The organism is Streptomyces davaonensis JCM 4913 (assembly GCF_000349325.1).
In the GTDB taxonomy this organism is placed as follows: Bacteria; Actinomycetota; Actinomycetes; order Streptomycetales; family Streptomycetaceae; genus Streptomyces; species Streptomyces davaonensis.
This window is the reverse complement of sequence record NC_020504.1, coordinates 5049306-5066461: the sequence shown is the minus strand read 5'-3', so window position 1 is coordinate 5066461 and position 17156 is coordinate 5049306. Positions and strand designations below refer to the sequence as shown.

The 17156-nt window shown below is 69.3% G+C and carries 16 protein-coding genes; 7 read left to right on the top strand and 9 right to left on the bottom strand.

The genetic code is table 11. The annotated features are described in order from the left end of the window. Positions 1-124 precede the first annotated feature (124 nt). The 7 genes from BN159_RS22310 (at position 125) to trxA (ending at position 9956) form a co-directional block, all read left to right on the top strand. Entirely contained in the window at positions 125-2497 is a 2373-nt protein-coding gene (locus tag BN159_RS22310; protein WP_015659266.1) for a DUF6049 family protein, read from the top strand. Positions 2498-2541: 44 nt separating this feature from the next. Continuing rightward, on the top strand, positions 2542-4812 hold the full coding sequence (gene murJ / locus BN159_RS22305; protein ID WP_015659265.1) for a murein biosynthesis integral membrane protein MurJ: 2271 nt from the start codon (positions 2542-2544) through the stop codon (positions 4810-4812). A 118-nt stretch (positions 4813-4930) separates the two neighbouring features. Then, positions 4931-6631 (top strand): protein kinase family protein, encoded by a 1701-nt coding sequence (locus BN159_RS22300; RefSeq protein ID WP_015659264.1) that lies wholly within the window; start codon positions 4931-4933, stop codon positions 6629-6631. Between the two features lie 111 nt (positions 6632-6742). Then, positions 6743-7483: an RNA polymerase sigma factor SigM gene (sigM, locus tag BN159_RS22295; protein ID WP_015659263.1), complete on the top strand. Its 741-nt coding sequence runs from the start codon at positions 6743-6745 to the stop codon at positions 7481-7483. After that, the gene (locus tag BN159_RS22290) at positions 7480-8430 is read left to right on the top strand and encodes an anti-sigma factor family protein (RefSeq protein WP_015659262.1); all 951 of its coding nucleotides are present in this window, start codon (positions 7480-7482) and stop codon (positions 8428-8430) included. Before sigM ends, BN159_RS22290 begins: the two co-directional genes overlap by 4 nt. A 182-nt stretch (positions 8431-8612) precedes the next feature. Then, positions 8613-9581: a thioredoxin-disulfide reductase gene (trxB, locus tag BN159_RS22285; RefSeq protein ID WP_015659261.1), complete on the top strand. Its 969-nt coding sequence runs from the start codon at positions 8613-8615 to the stop codon at positions 9579-9581. A 42-nt stretch (positions 9582-9623) separates the two neighbouring features. Then, the gene (gene trxA / locus BN159_RS22280) at positions 9624-9956 is read left to right on the top strand and encodes a thioredoxin (protein WP_015659260.1); all 333 of its coding nucleotides are present in this window, start codon (positions 9624-9626) and stop codon (positions 9954-9956) included. An 86-nt stretch (positions 9957-10042) separates the two neighbouring features. Here the strand turns inward: trxA and BN159_RS22275 are convergent, their stop codons facing one another. The 9 genes from BN159_RS22275 to rpmH all read right to left on the bottom strand — a co-directional run bounded on the left by BN159_RS22275 (position 10043) and on the right by rpmH (position 16948). Further along, complete coding sequence (locus tag BN159_RS22275; protein ID WP_015659259.1) at positions 10043-10660, bottom strand: GNAT family N-acetyltransferase; 618 nt, start codon at positions 10658-10660, stop codon at positions 10043-10045. A 322-nt stretch (positions 10661-10982) separates the two neighbouring features. Beyond that, entirely contained in the window at positions 10983-12083 is a 1101-nt protein-coding gene (locus BN159_RS22270; RefSeq protein ID WP_015659258.1) for a ParB/RepB/Spo0J family partition protein, read from the bottom strand. Next, positions 12080-13153, bottom strand: a complete 1074-nt coding sequence (locus BN159_RS22265; protein ID WP_078598855.1) for a ParA family protein — start codon at positions 13151-13153, stop codon at positions 12080-12082. The genes BN159_RS22270 and BN159_RS22265 overlap by 4 nt, the downstream gene beginning before the upstream one ends. Before the next feature lie 282 nt (positions 13154-13435). Beyond that, entirely contained in the window at positions 13436-14152 is a 717-nt protein-coding gene (rsmG, locus tag BN159_RS22260) for a 16S rRNA (guanine(527)-N(7))-methyltransferase RsmG (RefSeq protein WP_015659256.1), read from the bottom strand. A 127-nt stretch (positions 14153-14279) separates the two neighbouring features. Continuing rightward, positions 14280-14792: a Jag family protein gene (locus tag BN159_RS22255; protein ID WP_015659255.1), complete on the bottom strand. Its 513-nt coding sequence runs from the start codon at positions 14790-14792 to the stop codon at positions 14280-14282. Positions 14793-14807: 15 nt separating this feature from the next. Continuing rightward, complete coding sequence (gene yidC / locus BN159_RS22250; protein ID WP_015659254.1) at positions 14808-16064, bottom strand: membrane protein insertase YidC; 1257 nt, start codon at positions 16062-16064, stop codon at positions 14808-14810. Between the two features lie 3 nt (positions 16065-16067). Then, the gene (gene yidD / locus BN159_RS22245) at positions 16068-16421 is read right to left on the bottom strand and encodes a membrane protein insertion efficiency factor YidD (RefSeq protein ID WP_015659253.1); all 354 of its coding nucleotides are present in this window, start codon (positions 16419-16421) and stop codon (positions 16068-16070) included. Then, positions 16418-16789 (bottom strand): ribonuclease P protein component, encoded by a 372-nt coding sequence (gene rnpA, locus BN159_RS44140; RefSeq protein WP_078598854.1) that lies wholly within the window; start codon positions 16787-16789, stop codon positions 16418-16420. The genes yidD and rnpA overlap by 4 nt, the downstream gene beginning before the upstream one ends. A gap of 21 nt (positions 16790-16810) precedes the next feature. After that, complete coding sequence (rpmH, locus tag BN159_RS22235; RefSeq protein WP_015659252.1) at positions 16811-16948, bottom strand: 50S ribosomal protein L34; 138 nt, start codon at positions 16946-16948, stop codon at positions 16811-16813. Between the last annotated feature and the right edge of the window lie 208 nt (positions 16949-17156).

The following is a 17156-nucleotide window of genomic DNA, read 5'->3' as shown; positions in this document are numbered from 1 at the left end:
ACAGCCCGACAGCGTGAGCCGATCTTGTGACGCAGTCCGCGGCACTTCCCCTCAGCGCGCATCGTTACCATGCGTGGACGCACATTCCGACGACCACTGACGACGACGAGGGACGGGCGAGCGCGTGGCCGAGGCGGCAGACTTCCAGGGGATGAGTCCCTCACCTGCCCGCCGGTGGCTGCGGCGCACCGGGGCACTGCTCGCCGGTGCGCCCCTGCTGGCGGGGCTGCTCCAGCTGCCCGCCGCGTCCCCGGCCCAGGCCGCCGACACCGACGAGACGGTCGCCGTCTCCGTGAACTCCCTCACCCCGAGCGTCCCCACCGACGACGACACCCTGACCGTGTCCGGCACGGTGACGAACAAGGGCAAGCAGGCGGTCACCGACGCCCAGGTGGACCTGCGCGTGGGCCAGGAGCTGACCACCCGCTCCGGTATCGACACCGCCGCCAAGGCCACCGGCTACCAGCCCGGCACCGACGGGCTTCCGCTCGGCGGGAAGTACCTCAAGAAGTTCGCCAAGCTCACCCCGGGCGTCGCGCAGCCCTTCAGCATCTCCGTCCCCGTCGACGAGCTGGAGCTCGGCGGGAACGGCATCTACCAGATCGCGGTCTCCCTGACCGGCGAGACGTCCACGCAGTCGTGGCCGCAGGTGCTGGGCGTCGAGCGGACCTTCCTGCCGTACCAGCCCGACGGGGCCGACACCAAGACCAGGACGACCGTGCTGTGGCCGCTGATCTCCACCGTCCACATGACGGCGCAGACCGGATCCAACGAGTCGCAGACGCCCGTCTTCCGTGACAACGACCTCATTGAGGAGATCGGGCCGGGCGGCCGCCTGGAGCAGATGGTCTCCCTCGGCAAGGACCTCGACATCACCTGGGTCGTCGACCCGGACCTGCTGGCCTCCGTCGACGCGATGACCCGCAGCTACCGCGTCCAGTCCGAGGACGGCACCACGACCACCGCCGGTACCCGTGCCGACCAGGAGCTCGCCAGAAGGTGGCTCGCCCGGCTCCAGGACGCGGTGGCGGACAACGAGGTCGTCGCGCTGCCCTTCGCCGACCCCGACCTGGCCTCCCTCGCCCACAACGGCACGGCCGTCACCGGCTCGCTGGGACACCTCAAGGAGGCGACCGACGTCGCCGCCGACACCGTCGAGTCGATCCTGCACGTGAAGCCGACCACCGACTTCGCCTGGCCGGTCGAGGGCGCCGTGGACCCGTCGATCGTCAAGGTGGCCACCTCGGCCGGCGCCGACAAGGTCCTCGCGCGCAGCGACAGCCTGGAAGAGACCGGCGGCCTGACCTACACGCCCTCCGCGGCCCGCCCCATCGGCGGCGGCACCACGGCGGTGGTCGCGGACGCGCGGCTGTCCACAGCGTTCCAGGGCGACATGACCAGGGCGTCCACCTCGACGCTCGCCGTACAGCGGTTCCTGGCGCAGAGCCTGGCACTGAACCTCCAGACGGACGACCAGCGCAGCATCGTCGTCGCCCCGCAGCGCATGCCGACGGCCGGCCAGGCCCGCGCGCTGGCGGAGGCGGTCACGGCCCTTCAGGACGGCGGCTGGACCCAGTCCCAGGACCTCACGACCACCGCCACGGCCAAGCCCGACCCCGGCGCCACCACCAAGGTCCCCTCGGGCTCCACCTACCCCTCCGCGCTGCGCAAGCAGGAGCTGAAGCGGTCCGCCTTCGAGCAGATCGCGGCCACCCAGACCAAGCTCGGCAAGTTCAAGGTCATCCTCAGCGACGAGTCCCGGGTCGTGACCCCCTTCGGCCGGGCCATGAACCGCGGGATGTCCACGTCCTGGCGCGGCCAGGCCACCGAGGCGGCCGTGTACCGCAACGGCGTGGAGACCTACCTGGAGTCCCTGGCCGACCAGGTCTCCCTGATCGAGAAGTCCGAGACCAAGCTCTCCGGCCGCAGCGCCACGATCCCCGTCACCGTGCAGAACAACCTGGTGCAGGGCGTCGACAACCTGGTGCTGCGGCTCACCTCGACGAGCCCGAGGCGCCTGAAGATCGGCGGCTACGCCTACGAGGAGCAGCCGGTCGCGGTCTCCGGCGGGCACAGCCAGACGGTGAAGTTCACCACCTCCGCCGAGGCCAACGGCCAGGCCAAGGTGATCGCCCAGCTCTACACGGAGGACGGGCAGAAGTACGGCGACCCGGTGCGGTTCGATGTGAAGGTCACCGAGTTCACCGCCACGGTGATGCTGGTCATCGGCGGCGGCTTCCTCCTCCTCGTCCTCGCGGGATTCCGGATGTACACGCAGCGCAAGCGCGCCGCCCGGAAAGCCGACGAGAACGGTCCCGACACCTCCGACGAGGCCGCGGACGCCCCGGAGAACCCCGAGGACCCCGATGAGCGTCCCGCACAGGAATCCGGGTCCGGCACCGGCGCGGACGCCCCGGAGCAGCCGAGTGACCCGACACCGGACACCCCAGCGGAAAACGCCGACCCGTCCGGCACGGGTGAGAGAGTGGACCGTTGAGGATGTCGTGGCCGGTCGGCCCGGGACGATGAGGGTGGGTAACCATGAACGCGCCGTACGACGGTGACCGCGGCCAGGCCGCGGGCAGCTCGGGCTACCCCGACGGCCCGCCGCCCGAGCACGGCCAGGTACCGCCGCAGCCCCCCGCGGACATGTACCTCCAGGACGCCTACGACCAGGACCCCTACCGGGCACAGGACCTCTCGGCCCAGGACCCGGTCGCCGAGGCGCTCTACGACCGTGCCGCGCACCCCCCGCCGCCTCCGGGCACCTACGCGCCGCAGCAGCCGCTGTACGCCCAGCCCCAGCAGTCGCCGTACGCCCCCGACCCGCATGTGTGGGCCCAGACCCCGGCGCCCGAGCCGGACGGCGCGACCCAGTACCTGCCCTACGGCGACGACCCGCGCAGCACGCAGTACGTGGGCGTCGACGACCTGGTCAGCCACTCCGCCGAGGAGCACCACGAGCCGGACGCCTTCGCGCACCTGTTCAGGGACCAGCAGCAGGGCCCCGGCCGGCCGCCGTACGAGTCCCCGTCGGTCCCGGGCCCGGCAGCGGAGCCGGCGCAGTACCAGCAGCCCCAGCCGACCGCCCCGCCCGCAGCCGACGCGACCATGAACCTCGGCACCGCCCCCGTGCCTCCCCCCGCCTCGCCGGCGCCCTCTGCCTCGCCCGCGAAGAAGGGCGGGAAGGCGGCGGGCCTGCTCAAGTCGAGCGCGGTGATGGCGGCGGGCACGATGGTGTCCCGGCTCACCGGGTTCATCCGGTCCGCGCTGATCGTGTCGGCCCTCGGTGTGGGTCTGCTCGGTGACACCTTCCAGGTCGCCTACCAGCTGCCGACAATGATCTACATCCTGACCGTCGGCGGCGGTCTGAACTCAGTCTTCGTGCCGCAGCTCGTGCGCGCGATGAAGGAGGACGACGACGGCGGCGAGGCGTACGCCAACCGTCTGCTGACCCTCGTCATGGTGGCCCTTGGTGCGCTCACCGTGCTCTCGGTCCTTGCCGCGCCGCTGCTGATCCGGATGCTCTCCAGCTCGGTCGCCGGCGACCCGGCGGCCAACGAGGTGGGCGTCACCTTCGTCCAGTACTTCCTGCCCTCGATCTTCTTCATGGGCATCCATGTGGTGATGGGTCAGATCCTCAACGCGCGCGGCAAGTTCGGCGCGATGATGTGGACCCCGGTCCTGAACAACATCGTCATCATCGTGACGCTCGGCATGTTCATGTGGGTCTACGGCACCGCCGCGGACTCCGGCATGCAGGTCACGAACATCCCGCCGGAGGGCCAGCGGCTCCTCGGGATCGGCGTCCTGCTCGGCCTCGTCGTACAGGCCCTGGCGATGATCCCGTACCTGCGCGAGACCGGGTTCCGGCTGCGGCTGCGCTTCGACTGGAAGGGCCACGGCCTCGGCAAGGCGGTCACGCTCGCCAAGTGGACCGTGCTGTTCGTCCTCGCCAACCAGGCGGGCGCGATCGTCGTCTCCCAGCTGTCCACCGCGGCGGGCAAGGACTCGCCCGTCGACGGCACGGGCTTCGCGGCCTACGCCAACGCCCAGCTGATCTGGGGCCTGCCCCAGGCCATCATCACCGTCTCGCTGATGGCCGCCCTGCTGCCGCGGCTGTCCCGCTCGGCCGCCGAGGACGACGGCGGGGCCGTGCGCGACGACATCTCGCAGGGCCTGCGCACGACGGCCGTCGCGATCGTGCCGATCGCCTTCGGGTTCCTGGCCCTCGGCATCCCGATGTGCACGCTGATCTTCGGCTCCTCGGGCATCAGCGAGGCCACCAACATGGGCTTCATGCTGATGGCCTTCGGCCTCGGCCTGATCCCGTACTCCGTGCAGTACGTCGTCCTGCGCGCCTTCTACGCGTACGAGGACACCCGAACGCCCTTCTACAACACGGTCATCGTGGCCGCGGTCAACGCGGCCGCCTCCGCCGCCTGCTTCTTCCTGCTCCCGTCCCGCTGGGCCGTGGTCGGCATGGCCGCCTCCTACGGCCTGGCCTACGCGATCGGCGTGGGCGTCGCCTGGAGCCGACTGCGCAAGCGGCTGGGCGGCGACCTGGACGGCGCGCGCGTGATGCGGACGTACGCAAGGCTCTGCATCGCCTCGGTCCCGGCGGCGCTGCTGAGCGGCGCGGCCTGCTACGGCATCGGGAACGCGATCGGCCAGGGCGTCGTCGGATCGTTGGCGGCCCTTGTCGTCGGTGGTGCCGTACTGCTCGGGATCTTCTTCGTGGCCGCCCGCAAGATGCGGATCGAGGAGCTGAACTCGCTGGTCGGCATGGTCCGTGGGCGACTGGGACGCTGAGCCCCGGGTAAGCGCACAACCATCGTCCGCCATCGTGTGTCGTGCATAGCGGCGGACTGTGGGCACAATTGGTTTCGGCGTCTCAACGAGCGCAACGGATGGGGAGGCAGGAGCGACGGTGGCGGAACGGAGCACGGCTGCCGTCGACGTGGCAGACAACAGCGGCGACGAGCCGCTGACCGCAACTGCGGACCAGTCCACGGCCGACGGGGTGGCCACGAATCGGGAGCGGGACACGGACACCGACGAGGCACAGGGGAGTGGCGGGACCGAGGGTTCCGGGAAGGCCTCACCACCCGAATTGCACAGCGGCCACAAGCTCGCCAGACGGTACCGGCTGGAAGAGTGCGTCACCCGTCTGGACGGCTTCAGCAGTTGGCGTGCGGTGGACGAGAAACTGCGGCGCGCCGTGGGCGTCCACCTTCTGCCCGCGGACCACTCACGGGCTCGCTCCGTCCTGGCCGCGGCCCGTTCCTCCGCACTGCTCGGTGACCCCCGCTTCGTGCAGGTCCTGGACGCCGTCGAGGAGAACGACGTCGTCTATGTCGTCCACGAATGGCTGCCCGACGCCACCGAGCTGACCACCCTGCTGTCCTCCGGCCCGCTGGAGCCCTACGACGGCTACCAGATGGTCTCCCAGATCGCCGCCGCCATGGCCGCCGCGCACCGGGAGGGCCTCGCGCATCTGCGGCTGAACCCCAACGCGGTGCTGCGCACCTCGACCGGGCAGTGGCGGATCCGCGGACTGGCCGTCAACGCCGCACTGCGCGGCATCAGTTCGGACACCCCGCAGCGCACCGACACGGAGGCGATCGGCGCCCTGCTGTACGCGGCGCTCACCCAGCGCTGGCCGTACGAGAACGACGCCTACGGTCTGTCCGGGCTGCCCAAGGACATCGGTCCGATCGCGCCCGACCAGGTGCGGGCCGGTGTGCACCGCGGCCTGTCCGAGCTGTCGATGCGCGCGCTCGTCAACGACGGCGCAACCGCCTCCCGCCATGAGTCGGCGTGCACCACGCCGGAGGAACTGGTGAAGGCGGTCAGCGAGATGCCCCGCATCCGCCCGCCGGAGCCGGCCTTCACCGCGCCCCCGGAGTACCAGCGCACGACGTACCAGCAGGGCACGTACGGCCGTCAGGCCCCGCATCCCGGCGCCACCCAGTCGATCGCCGCCCCGCCGCCCCCGCTCCAGAGCCGTACCGGCCGGGCCCTGAAGTGGGCCGTCTCGGCCCTCCTCATCGCCGCCCTGGGGCTGGGCAGCTGGCAGCTCGCGGACGCTCTGATGGACCAGGGCGGCAAGTCCGACGACTCCAACCAGACGCAGACCACGGACGGGGACGACAAGGGCCCGAAGAAGCCGGCGCCGGGCAAGCCGATCGCGATCCAGGAAGCGCACGACTTCGACCCGTACGGCAGCGACGGTTCGGAGTACCCGGACGACGTGCCCAAGGCCTTCGACGCCGACCCGAAGTCGTACTGGCAGACCAGCTACTACGAGGGCGCCAACCTCGGAAACCTGAAGTCGGGCGTCGGCCTCATCCTCGACCTCGGCAAGGCCCAGCAGGTCGGCAAGGTGACGGTCAGCTTCATGGGCAGTACGTCCGTCGAGCTCCTCACGGCTTCCGGGGACGAGGGTGCGATGCCCACGTCGTTCGAGGGCTACACCAAGGTCGCCGACGGCTCGGGCACGACGGTGACGCTCACGCCGGACAAGGACCTCAACTCCCGGTATCTGCTGGTGTGGCTGACCGAGCTGCCGATACAGGCGGACGACGGCAAGTGGCGCGGCAGGGTCATGGACATCAAGGTGACCAGCTGACGTTCCGAGCCGGCCAACCCGTTCCGGCACGGTGTGGCATTCTGTCGCTCAGGCTTACGAGTCGGGTTGACAGCGTCACGGTTGCCTCCCCTAGGGAGTCGGGGGATATGTGTGGATAGCGGATCGAGCCGAGCCGATCTGTCGGACGCCGATCTTCTGGCGCGCCATGTCTCGGGTGACAAGGACGCCTTCGGGGAGATCGTGCGCCGTCACCGTGACCGCCTCTGGGCCGTCGCCCTGCGGACGCTGGGCGACCGCGAGGAGGCCGCTGACGCCGTTCAGGACGCGCTGGTCTCCGCTTACCGGGCCGCCCACACCTTCCGCGGCCAGTCGGCCGTCACGACCTGGCTGCACCGAATCACAGTGAACGCCTGTCTCGACCGGGCCCGCAAAGCGGCCTCCCGGAAGACGTCCCCCGTCGACGACACCGAGCGGCTGGAGCAGCTCCTGGAGCCGCACGAGTCGGCTTCGGCGCCGGCGGAGCGGAACGATCTGCATCGACAGTTGCTGGAGGCCCTCGGCACGCTTCCGCCCGATCAGCGGGCCGCGCTCGTCCTCGTCGACATGCAGGGGTATCCCGTCGCCGAGGCCGCCCGGATCCTCGATGTGCCCACGGGGACGGTGAAGAGCCGGTGCGCGCGGGGCAGAGCCAGACTGCTGCCGCTCCTCACTCATCTGCGGCCGGAAAACGCCGGTGGCGGCAAGGCGGCGGGCGAGCGACGGAACCGCACGGACGGGACATCCGTCCCACCGGCAGCGGGTCCGCAGGGCGCGGGTCCGCGCGGAGCCGGTCCCGGGGACGCCGGGCCCAGTGATTCAGCTGCTGTGAAGGGCGGAGGTGGGCGAGCGTGACATCGACGCCGGACACGGCCGGGCACCCGGACGTCACCGAGCTCTCCGACCTCACCGAGGGCCTGCTGCCCGCGTCCCGCAGCGCGGACGTACGACAGCACCTGGACGCGTGCGAGCTCTGTGCGGACGTCTACGCGTCGCTGGAGGAGATCCGCGGACTGCTCGGGACACTGCCGGGCCCGCCGAGGATGCCCGCCGATGTCGCGGGACGGATCGACGCCGCCCTCGCCGCGGAGGCGCTGCTGAGCGCCACGGCTCCGGAAGGTGGCGCCGCAGCTTCGGAAGGTGCGGAGCCAGAGGACATCAGGAGCGTCAGCACCGCCGAGCGCTTCGACGACGACGCGCATGTTTCACGTGAAACATCGGTCACCGCCGACCGTCCCGTGGGCCATGCCCGCACCTCCACCACCGGCCCCGGCCGCAAGCAGCACCGGCGCGGTGGGCGCCGACGCGTGGCCGTCCTCGGCACCGTCTTCACGGTGGCGGCCCTGGGACTCGGCTCCGTGCTGCTGTCCTCTCTCAACGACGGCTCGGGCGACTCCGAGGGCGACGGCGGCCGGGCCCACGCCTCGGACACCTTCGCCGCCAGCACCCTGGAGCGGCAGGTCTCCGATCTCCTCGCCGAGAAGTCCACGGGCGACGGGCGCACTCCGCGCAGCAGCGTGGGCATGAATTCCGTCCCTGAGACCAACGAGACCAAAGAGCCTCATGTCTTCAAGCAGCCCACGGTCCCCGGCTGCGTCCAGGAAGGCATCGGACGCGAGGACGGCGCCCTCGTCACCGAGGAGGGCACGTATCAGGGCACCGAGGCCCTGCTCGTGGTGCTGCCCGACGCGACCGACAGCAGCCGGGTCACCGCCTACATCATGGACCGGACCTGCGTGAGCGATCCGTCCGTGGGCAAGGCCGAGGTGCTGCTGAAGCACACCTACACCCGCGCCTCCTGAACACCCGCTCACTCCGCGGACGCCTCGTCTCCGTCCTGCGCGGTAGGCGTTACTGTGTCGCCCCTTCGTGTGCCCGGACACAGCGGGAATGCACGCCCCTTAGGATCCGTTGGGTGGGGTGAGAGTTCTGAAAGGGGCTCCCGCCGGACCTATGACGCAGTCCAGAGACGAGGAATCAAGCCGTGAGCGACGTCCGTAACGTGATCATCATCGGCTCCGGGCCCGCCGGCTACACGGCGGCGCTCTACACCGCGCGCGCGTCGCTGAAGCCGCTGGTGTTCGAGGGCGCCGTCACTGCCGGTGGCGCGCTGATGAACACCACCGAGGTCGAGAACTTCCCCGGCTTCCAGGACGGCATCATGGGCCCCGAGCTCATGGACAACATGCGCGGCCAGGCCGAGCGCTTCGGCGCCGAGCTCATCCCGGATGACATCGTCTCCGTGGACCTCTCCGGCGAGATCAAGACCGTCACCGACACCGCGGGCACCGTCCACCGCGCCAAGGCCGTCATCGTCACCACCGGCTCCCAGCACCGCAAGCTCGGCCTGCCGAACGAGGACGCGCTGTCCGGCCGCGGCGTCTCGTGGTGCGCCACCTGTGACGGGTTCTTCTTCAAGGACCAGGACATCGCCGTGATCGGCGGCGGCGACACCGCGATGGAGGAGGCCACCTTCCTCTCGCGCTTCGCCAAGTCCGTGACGATCGTCCACCGCCGCGACAGTCTGCGCGCCTCCAAGGCCATGCAGGACCGCGCCTTCGCCGACCCGAAGATCAAGTTCGTCTGGGACAGCGAGGTCGCCGAGGTCCAGGGCGACCAGAAGCTCTCGGGTCTGAAGCTGCGCAACGTCAAGACCGGCGAGCTCTCCGACCTTCCGGTGACCGGCCTGTTCATCGCGATCGGCCACGACCCGCGCACCGAGCTCTTCAAGGGCCAGCTGGAGCTGGACGAGGAGGGCTACCTCAAGGTCGACGCGCCGTCCACCCGCACCAACCTCACCGGTGTCTTCGGCGCCGGCGACGTGGTGGACCACACCTACCGCCAGGCGATCACCGCGGCCGGCACCGGCTGCTCCGCCGCCCTCGACGCCGAGCGTTTCCTCGCCGCCCTCGCGGACGAGGAGAACGCCGCGGCCGAGAAGACGACCGTCTGACACCCCACCCGCCCCACGCACCAACCAGTTAAGGAGCCCGCAGTGGCCGGCACCCTGAAGAACGTGACCGACGACTCCTTCGACGAGGACGTCCTCAAGAACGACAAGCCCGTCCTGGTGGACTTCTGGGCCGCCTGGTGCGGTCCGTGCCGCCAGATCGCGCCGTCTCTTGAGGCCATTGCCGCCGAGTACGGCGACAAGATCGAGATCGTCAAGCTCAACATCGACGAGAACCCGGGTACGGCCGCCAAGTACGGCGTCATGTCCATCCCGACGCTGAACGTCTACCACAACGGCGAGGTCGCCAAGACGATCGTCGGCGCGAAGCCGAAGGCCGCGATCGTCCGCGACCTTGAGGACTTCATCGCCGAGTAGCGGACTTCATCGCCGAGTGGGCGATGTTTCACGTGAAACACGAATGGGCCAGCCCCTTGGGGTTGGCCCATTCGCATGAGAGCGCATCACAGGGGCCGCAGCACCGGCTCCTTCTGCACGGCCCCCAGCAGCCGGTCGAGCGCCATCTCCACGTCTTCCTTCCAGGAGAGCGTCGTCCGCAGCTCCAGCCTCAGCCTCGGGTACGTGGGATGGGGCCGTACCGTCTTGAAGCCCACCGCCAGCAGATGATCGGCGGGGAGCACACACGCGGGCTCCTTCCAGCGGGCGTCCCCGAACGCCTCGATCGCCTTGAAGCCCCGCCGCAACAGATCCTTGGCCACCGTCTGAACCATCACCCGCCCCAGCCCCTGCCCCTGGTACCCCGGCATGATGAACGCCGTCATCAGCTGCACGGCGTCGGGCGAGACGGGACTCGTGGGAAACGCGGTCGAGCGGGGGACGTAGGCCGGAGGCGCGTACAGCACGAAGCCCACCGGGACGTCATCGACGTAGACGACCCGGCCGCAGGACCCCCAGTCCAGCAGGACGGCGGAGATCCAGGATTCCTTCTCCAGCGCCGGGGTGCCCGCGCTTACCGCGGCTTTGCCACTGACGGGATCCAGCTCCCAGAAGACACACGTCCGGCAACGCTGGGGAAGGTCTTGAAGGTTGTCCAGCGTGAGCGGTACGAGCCGACGCCCCATGAAGGCTGATCCTCGCTTCCCTCGCCCGCTGCGTCACGGGCGGCTGTCAGGGCGTTCCTTTCCCTGAGCAGGCTGCCGACGAATCCGCCGACCGCGCCCAGGCCCAGGCCCGCGCTCACCAGTCCGGTCCGGCTCACCGTTCGCATGGCCCCCGCCTCCCCTAAGAGGTGCCGCCAGGTGGATTCGCCATACCCGATCGCATCGTATCCACGATGCGATGGCCTAGATACCGCCGGAAAGCAAAGGGCGGGCCGCGTTCCGGTACTCATCCGGAAACACGGCCCGCCCTGCGTCGGCCGACAACGGCACAAGGCCCGCGAGGTCAGTCCTCGGAGTCCTCCGCACCGTCCTCCATGAGGCTCTTCTGGAGAGCGAGCCGCTCGCCCGGGGCGAGGGTGTTCAGGATCCGCTCCAGATCCTCCGGCGAGGCGAACTCGACGGTGATCTTGCCCTTCTTCTGGCCCAGCTCGACCTTCACCCGCGTCTCGAAACGGTCCGAGAGCCGGGTCGCCAGGTCGGTCAGCGCCGGGGAGACCCGGGCACCGGCCCGCGGGCCCTTGGCCCTCGGCGCCTTCTGCGCCCGGGAACCCATCAAGGTGACGATCTCCTCGACGGACCGGACGGAGAGGCCCTCGGCCACCACTCGGTAGGCCAGCCGCTCCTGCTCCTCGGGGTCCTCCACGGAGAGCAGCGCTCGCGCGTGCCCGGCGGACAGAACGCCGGCAGCCACCCGGTTCTGCACCTTCGGCGAAAGCTTCAGCAGACGCAGAGTGTTGGAGACCTGCGGGCGGGACCTGCCGATGCGGTCCGCCAGCTGGTCGTGCGTGCAGTTGAAGTCCTTCAGCAACTGGTCGTAGGCGGCGGCCTCTTCCAGCGGGTTCAGCTGAGCGCGGTGCAGGTTCTCCAGCAGCGCGTCCAGGAGGAGCTTCTCGTCGTCCGTGGCCCGCACGATCGCCGGGATGGCCTCCAGGCCGGCCTCACGGCAGGCCCGCCAGCGCCGCTCGCCCATGATGAGCTCGTAGCGCCCGGGACCCAACTGCCGTACGACGACCGGCTGGAGGAGACCGACCTCCTGGATGGAGGTGATGAGCTCCTGAAGCGCGTCCTCGTCGAAGACCTCACGCGGCTGACGCGGGTTGGGGCTGATGGAGTCAAGGGGGATCTCGGCGAAGTGAGCGCCCATGGGGGGCGGGGGCACCTCTGCCGCGCCGTTCAGTGACGGTTCCTCGGTTTCATGTGAAACCGGCGGCAGCGCTGTCACCTTCGCCGCGGCCACACCACGCTCGGTGGTGAGCACGGGGACAGCCGTCGGCGTCGCGGCCGGGGCACCCCCCGCCGCGGCCGGAGCCGCCGTGCTGTCCGCCGGACCAGGGATCAGCGCGCCCAGGCCACGGCCCAGACCAATCCTCCGTCGCTCGCTCACTGGATCCCCTCCACCATGTTCGGGTCGCTCTGGGCGCCGATATGGGCGTGCGTCGCGTCGTAGCGGACGCCGACACCCCTCAGCGCGATTTCTCGTGCCGCCTCAAGATAGGACAGCGCACCGCTGGATCCGGGATCGTACGTCAGCACCGTCTGTCCATAGCTCGGCGCCTCGGAGATACGGACCGAGCGGGGAATGCTCGTCCGCAGCACCTCCTCGCCGAAGTGGCTGCGCACCTCGTCCGCGACCTGGGACGCCAGACGCGTCCGGCCGTCGTACATGGTGAGCAGGATCGTCGATACATGCAGGGTCGGGTTGAGGTGGCCCCGCACCAGGTCGACATTGCGCAGCAGCTGGCCCAGGCCCTCCAGCGCGTAGTACTCGCACTGGATCGGGATCAGGACCTCCTGACCGGCCACCAGCGCGTTGACCGTCAGCAGGCCGAGCGAGGGCGGGCAGTCGATGAGGATGTAGTCCAGGGGCTGCTCGTAGGCCTGAATGGCCCGCTGAAGCCGGCTCTCTCGGGCCACCAGGGACACCAGCTCGATCTCCGCACCGGCGAGATCGATCGTGGCGGGGGCACAGAAGAGACCCTCGACATCGGGGACGGGCTGGACCACTTCCGCGAGCGGCTTGCTCTCGACCAGCACGTCGTAGATCGACGGGACTTCGGCGTGGTGGTCGATCCCCAGGGCGGTGGACGCATTGCCCTGGGGGTCGAGGTCGATCACCAGGACACGGGCGCCGTGCAGCGCCAGCGACGCGGCAAGGTTGACGGTCGTCGTCGTCTTGCCCACGCCGCCCTTCTGGTTGGCGACCACCATGACCCGGGTCTGGTCGGGTCGTGGGAGACCCTCACCGGCGCGGCCGAGAGCCTCTACCGCCAGTTGGGCGGCACGACCGATGGGAGTGTCGTCCATCGGGGGCGGTGTTTCACGTGAAACATCCTCCCCCATCGACTCGGTACGGGGACCGGGGACCGGATCGGTCATCGGTCCCGCGATGTTGGCGTCGGACCGCAAGGATTCACTCTCCTCGACTTCAGGCTCGCAATGAACAGAGCCTCCCATGCCATCGGGGTCGTGAACCAGTGAGCCCTGTTGTTCTGTGGAGAAATCCACCTCTGTGGACAACTCCGGTACCCCTCCGAGTGACCCGAGAGGCTTCCGGTCGCGCGGTTCGGCCGCGGCGCGGCCCCGACTGATGATGCCGTGCAGCAGTGAGCGACGTTTCACGTGAAACACGATGCCGAGTGGCACCTGGCATCACCGCGCGACACTCCGAGATGCATAGGTTTGACAGCTTGTGTGGAGTACGTCTCGTCCGCAGGACAGATCAGCCGCCGCCCGCGGTCAGCGTCGCCGGCGGGCCCGCCCCGTCCGGGCCGCCTTCGCACGCTTCGCCGCGAAACGCACACCACCGGGGCTCTCCCCGACCTCGACCCGCACGACCGTCGACAGCGGGTCCACGACGCCCTCACCGACATGCAGGATGGACGTCCCCACCGCACCGAGCTTGCTCAGCGCGGTGGCCGCGCTCTTCAGCTCCTCCTCGGCGGTGTCGCCCTTCAGCGCGAGCATCTCACCGTAGGGACGCAGCAGCGGGATGCCCCAGGTGGCGAGCCGGTCCAGCGGGGCCACGGCGCGTGCCGTGACGACATGGACCGGCTGGAGCTTGCCCATGACCTCCTCGGCGCGACCACGGACGACCGTCACATGGTCCAGGCCCAACAGCTCGACGACCTCGGTCAGGAAGGTCGTACGCCGCAGCAGCGGCTCCAGCAGCGTGATCTTCAGGTCCTCCCGGACCAGGGCCAGCGGAATGCCGGGCAGCCCCGCACCGGAGCCGACATCGCACACCGTCACCCCCTCGGGCACGACCTCCGAGAGCACGGCGCAGTTCAGCAGATGCCGCTCCCACAGCCGGGGCACCTCGCGCGGCCCGATCAGACCACGCTGCACACCCGCCTCCGCGAGCAGCTCCGCGTATCGGACCGCGTCCGAGAAGCGATCACCGAACACCTCACGCGCCTGTTCGGGCGCGGGGGGAAGCTCCGCTGCCTCCGTCACGGGGGACCGTCCTTCCGTACCGTGTCGGCACACCCGGGCGCCGACACCAGAACCACCAGAACTATCAGGCTGACAAAGTTCGGCCCCGCCTGCCGGGCAGACGGGGCCGGAGGAACGTACGGACCGATCAGGCGGGCAGCACAACGACGAAGCGCTGCGGCTCCTCGCCCTCGGACTCGCTGCGCAGACCCGCGGCCTTGACCGCGTCGTGCACGACCTTGCGCTCGAACGGGGTCATCGGCTTCAGCTTCACCGGCTCACCGGTGTTCTTCACGTCCGCCGCGGCCTTGGCGCCCAGCTCGGAGAGCTCGGCACGCTTCTTGGCGCGGTAGCCGGCGATGTCCAGCATCAGCCGGCTGCGGTCGCCGGTCTCCCGGTGCACAGCCAGGCGCGTGAGCTCCTGGAGCGCCTCCAGCACCTCACCGTCACGGCCGACCAGCTTCTGAAGGTCGCGGCCGCCCGAGTCGCTGATGATCGAGACAGCGGCGCGGTCGGCCTCGACGTCCATGTCGATGTCGCCGTCGAGATCGGCGATGTCGAGCAGGCCCTCGAGGTAGTCCGCCGCGATCTCGCCCTCCTGCTCCAGGCGGGTCAGGGTGTCTGCACCCTCGGCAGCGGCGGAGGTGGTGCCTTCCGTCACGGGATGGACTCCTTCTTACTTCTTGGACGGGGACTTGGGCCGCTGCGGACCCTTGCGCTGTCCGGACTGGGCCTTGCTGCGGGTACCGGAGCCGGACTTCTTCGCGGCGGCGGGCTTGGCGTCCTGCGGGGCGTCGTCCTTGCTCAGCGACGTCTTGGCGTCGGACTCGCCGGCCGCCTTCGTGACGCCGGACTGACGCTGGGACTTGCTCTGCCGCTTGGGCTGCTGGCGCTTGGGAACCGCCGTGGACGTACCGTCCTCGGTCGCGACGGCGACGGGCGTCTCGCTCTTCACCACGGTGCCGTCCGTCTGCGCGGCGAGACCCGCCTTGCTCAGGCCGTTGATGAACTTGCGCTCGTACTCGTTGCGGTCACGGCCCTTGGCGACGATCGCCTTGACGATGTTGCGCTCACCGCGCCGACGGACCTTGCCCTGGTGCGTGACGTGCTTGGTCAGGCGCTCCAGGTAGGCGGCCTGAGCCTTGGAACCCGGCGTCGGGTTGTTGCGGATGACGTACATCTGCTGACCCATGGTCCACACGTTGGTGGTCAGCCAGTAGACGAGGACACCGACCGGGAAGTTGATGCCGAAGACGGCGAACATGACCGGGAAGATGTACATCAGCATCTTCTGCTGCTGCATGAACGGCGTCTTCACCGTGGTGTCGACGTTCTTCGTCATCAGCTGGCGCTGCGTGTAGAACTGCGACGCCGACATCAGGATGATCATGATCGCGGTCACGACGCGGACGTCGGTGATCGTGGAGCCGAGCGCCTCGACCTTGGCCGCGCTGTCCGTGAACTTCGACGCGAGCGGCGCGCCGAAGATGTGCGCCTGCTGCGCGCTCTCCAGCAGCCGGTCGTTGATGACGCCGACCTTCTCGTTGTTCGCGATGCTGTTGAGCACGTGGTACAGGGCGAAGAAGAACGGCGACTGCGCCAGGATGGGAAGGCACGAGGAGAGCGGGTTGGTGCCCGTCTCCTTGTACAGCTTCATCATCTCTTCGGACTGACGCTGCTTGTCGTTCTTGTAGCGCTCCTGGATCTTCTTCATCTCGGGCTGGAGCGTCTGCATGGCCCGGGTCGCCTTGATCTGCTTCACGAAGAGCGGGATCAGGCAGATACGGATCAGGATCACCAAGGACACGATGGACAGGCCCCAGGCCCACCCGGTGTCATCGCCGAAGATGGCGCCGTACACCGTGTGGAACTGGACGATGACCCAGGAGACGGGTGTCGTGATGAAGCTGAAGAGGCTGGCAATCGTGTCCACTAATCATGCTCCTTGGGCATGGGACGGGGTCTCTGCGGCCGGGCTCGAAGGCTCGGTGCCTTCGGTGGCCGTTTCGGCGGCGGAGGGCCCGCCCTTGCGTGCGCGCCATGCGTTCCGCAGCAGCTCGTGCCATCGCGGGCGCTTGCGCGGCGGGACATGATCCACACCGCCCAGCGACCACGGATTGCAGCGCAGGATGCGCCAGGCCGTGAGCGCCGTGCCCTTGATCGCACCGTGCCGGTCAATGGCTGTGTAGCCGTAGTGGGAACACGATGGGTAGTACTTGCACACCGGCCCGAGCAACGGGCTGATGGTCCACTGGTAGATCTTGATCAGAGCCAGCAGCGGGTACTTCATCGCGCGCCCCCTCCCAGCAGCCGCTGCAAAGCGGCATCCAGGTCTCGGGCCAGCTGTGCATGGTCGGCGTCACCCGCACCGGGCAGCGCTCGTACGACTACCAGGCTACCGGGGGGAAAGACGTCGACTCGATCGCGCACCAGATGGCGAAGCCTGCGCTTCACCTTGTTGCGCACGACCGCACCACCGACAGCCTTGCTGACGACGAAACCCGCACGCGTCGGGGGAGCGCTCTCCCCAGGCGCGTGCGGGTCCGTGGCACCGCTACGAAGGTGGACGACGAGAGTCGGGCGTCCGGCCCGGCGTCCTCGTCGTACCGCGGTCGCGAAGTCCTCGCGCCGCCTCAGCCGGTTCTCGGTGGGCAGCACGACGGCATGACCTGACCGGGATCAGGCGGACAGGCTCGCGCGACCCTTGGCACGACGGTTCGCGAGAATCGCGCGGCCGGCACGGGTGCGCATCCGCAGGCGGAAGCCGTGGGTCTTCGCGCGACGACGGTTGTTCGGCTGGAAGGTGCGCTTGCTCACTCGGGGGCTCCAGAAATCAAATCGGTGGTGGCGGGTGCCGTCCTGGCTGTCACCGTGCGCCCACGAGTAGCTCGCAGTTACGCCCGAGTGCACCGCTTCCCGATCACCGGTTCACCCCCGCAGTGGCGGGGACGTGATCTTGTGCCCATCGGAGGCAGGCGGCAGCAGCCATCGACAACTCGACCTGGTTACGGTACGCGGGGCTACG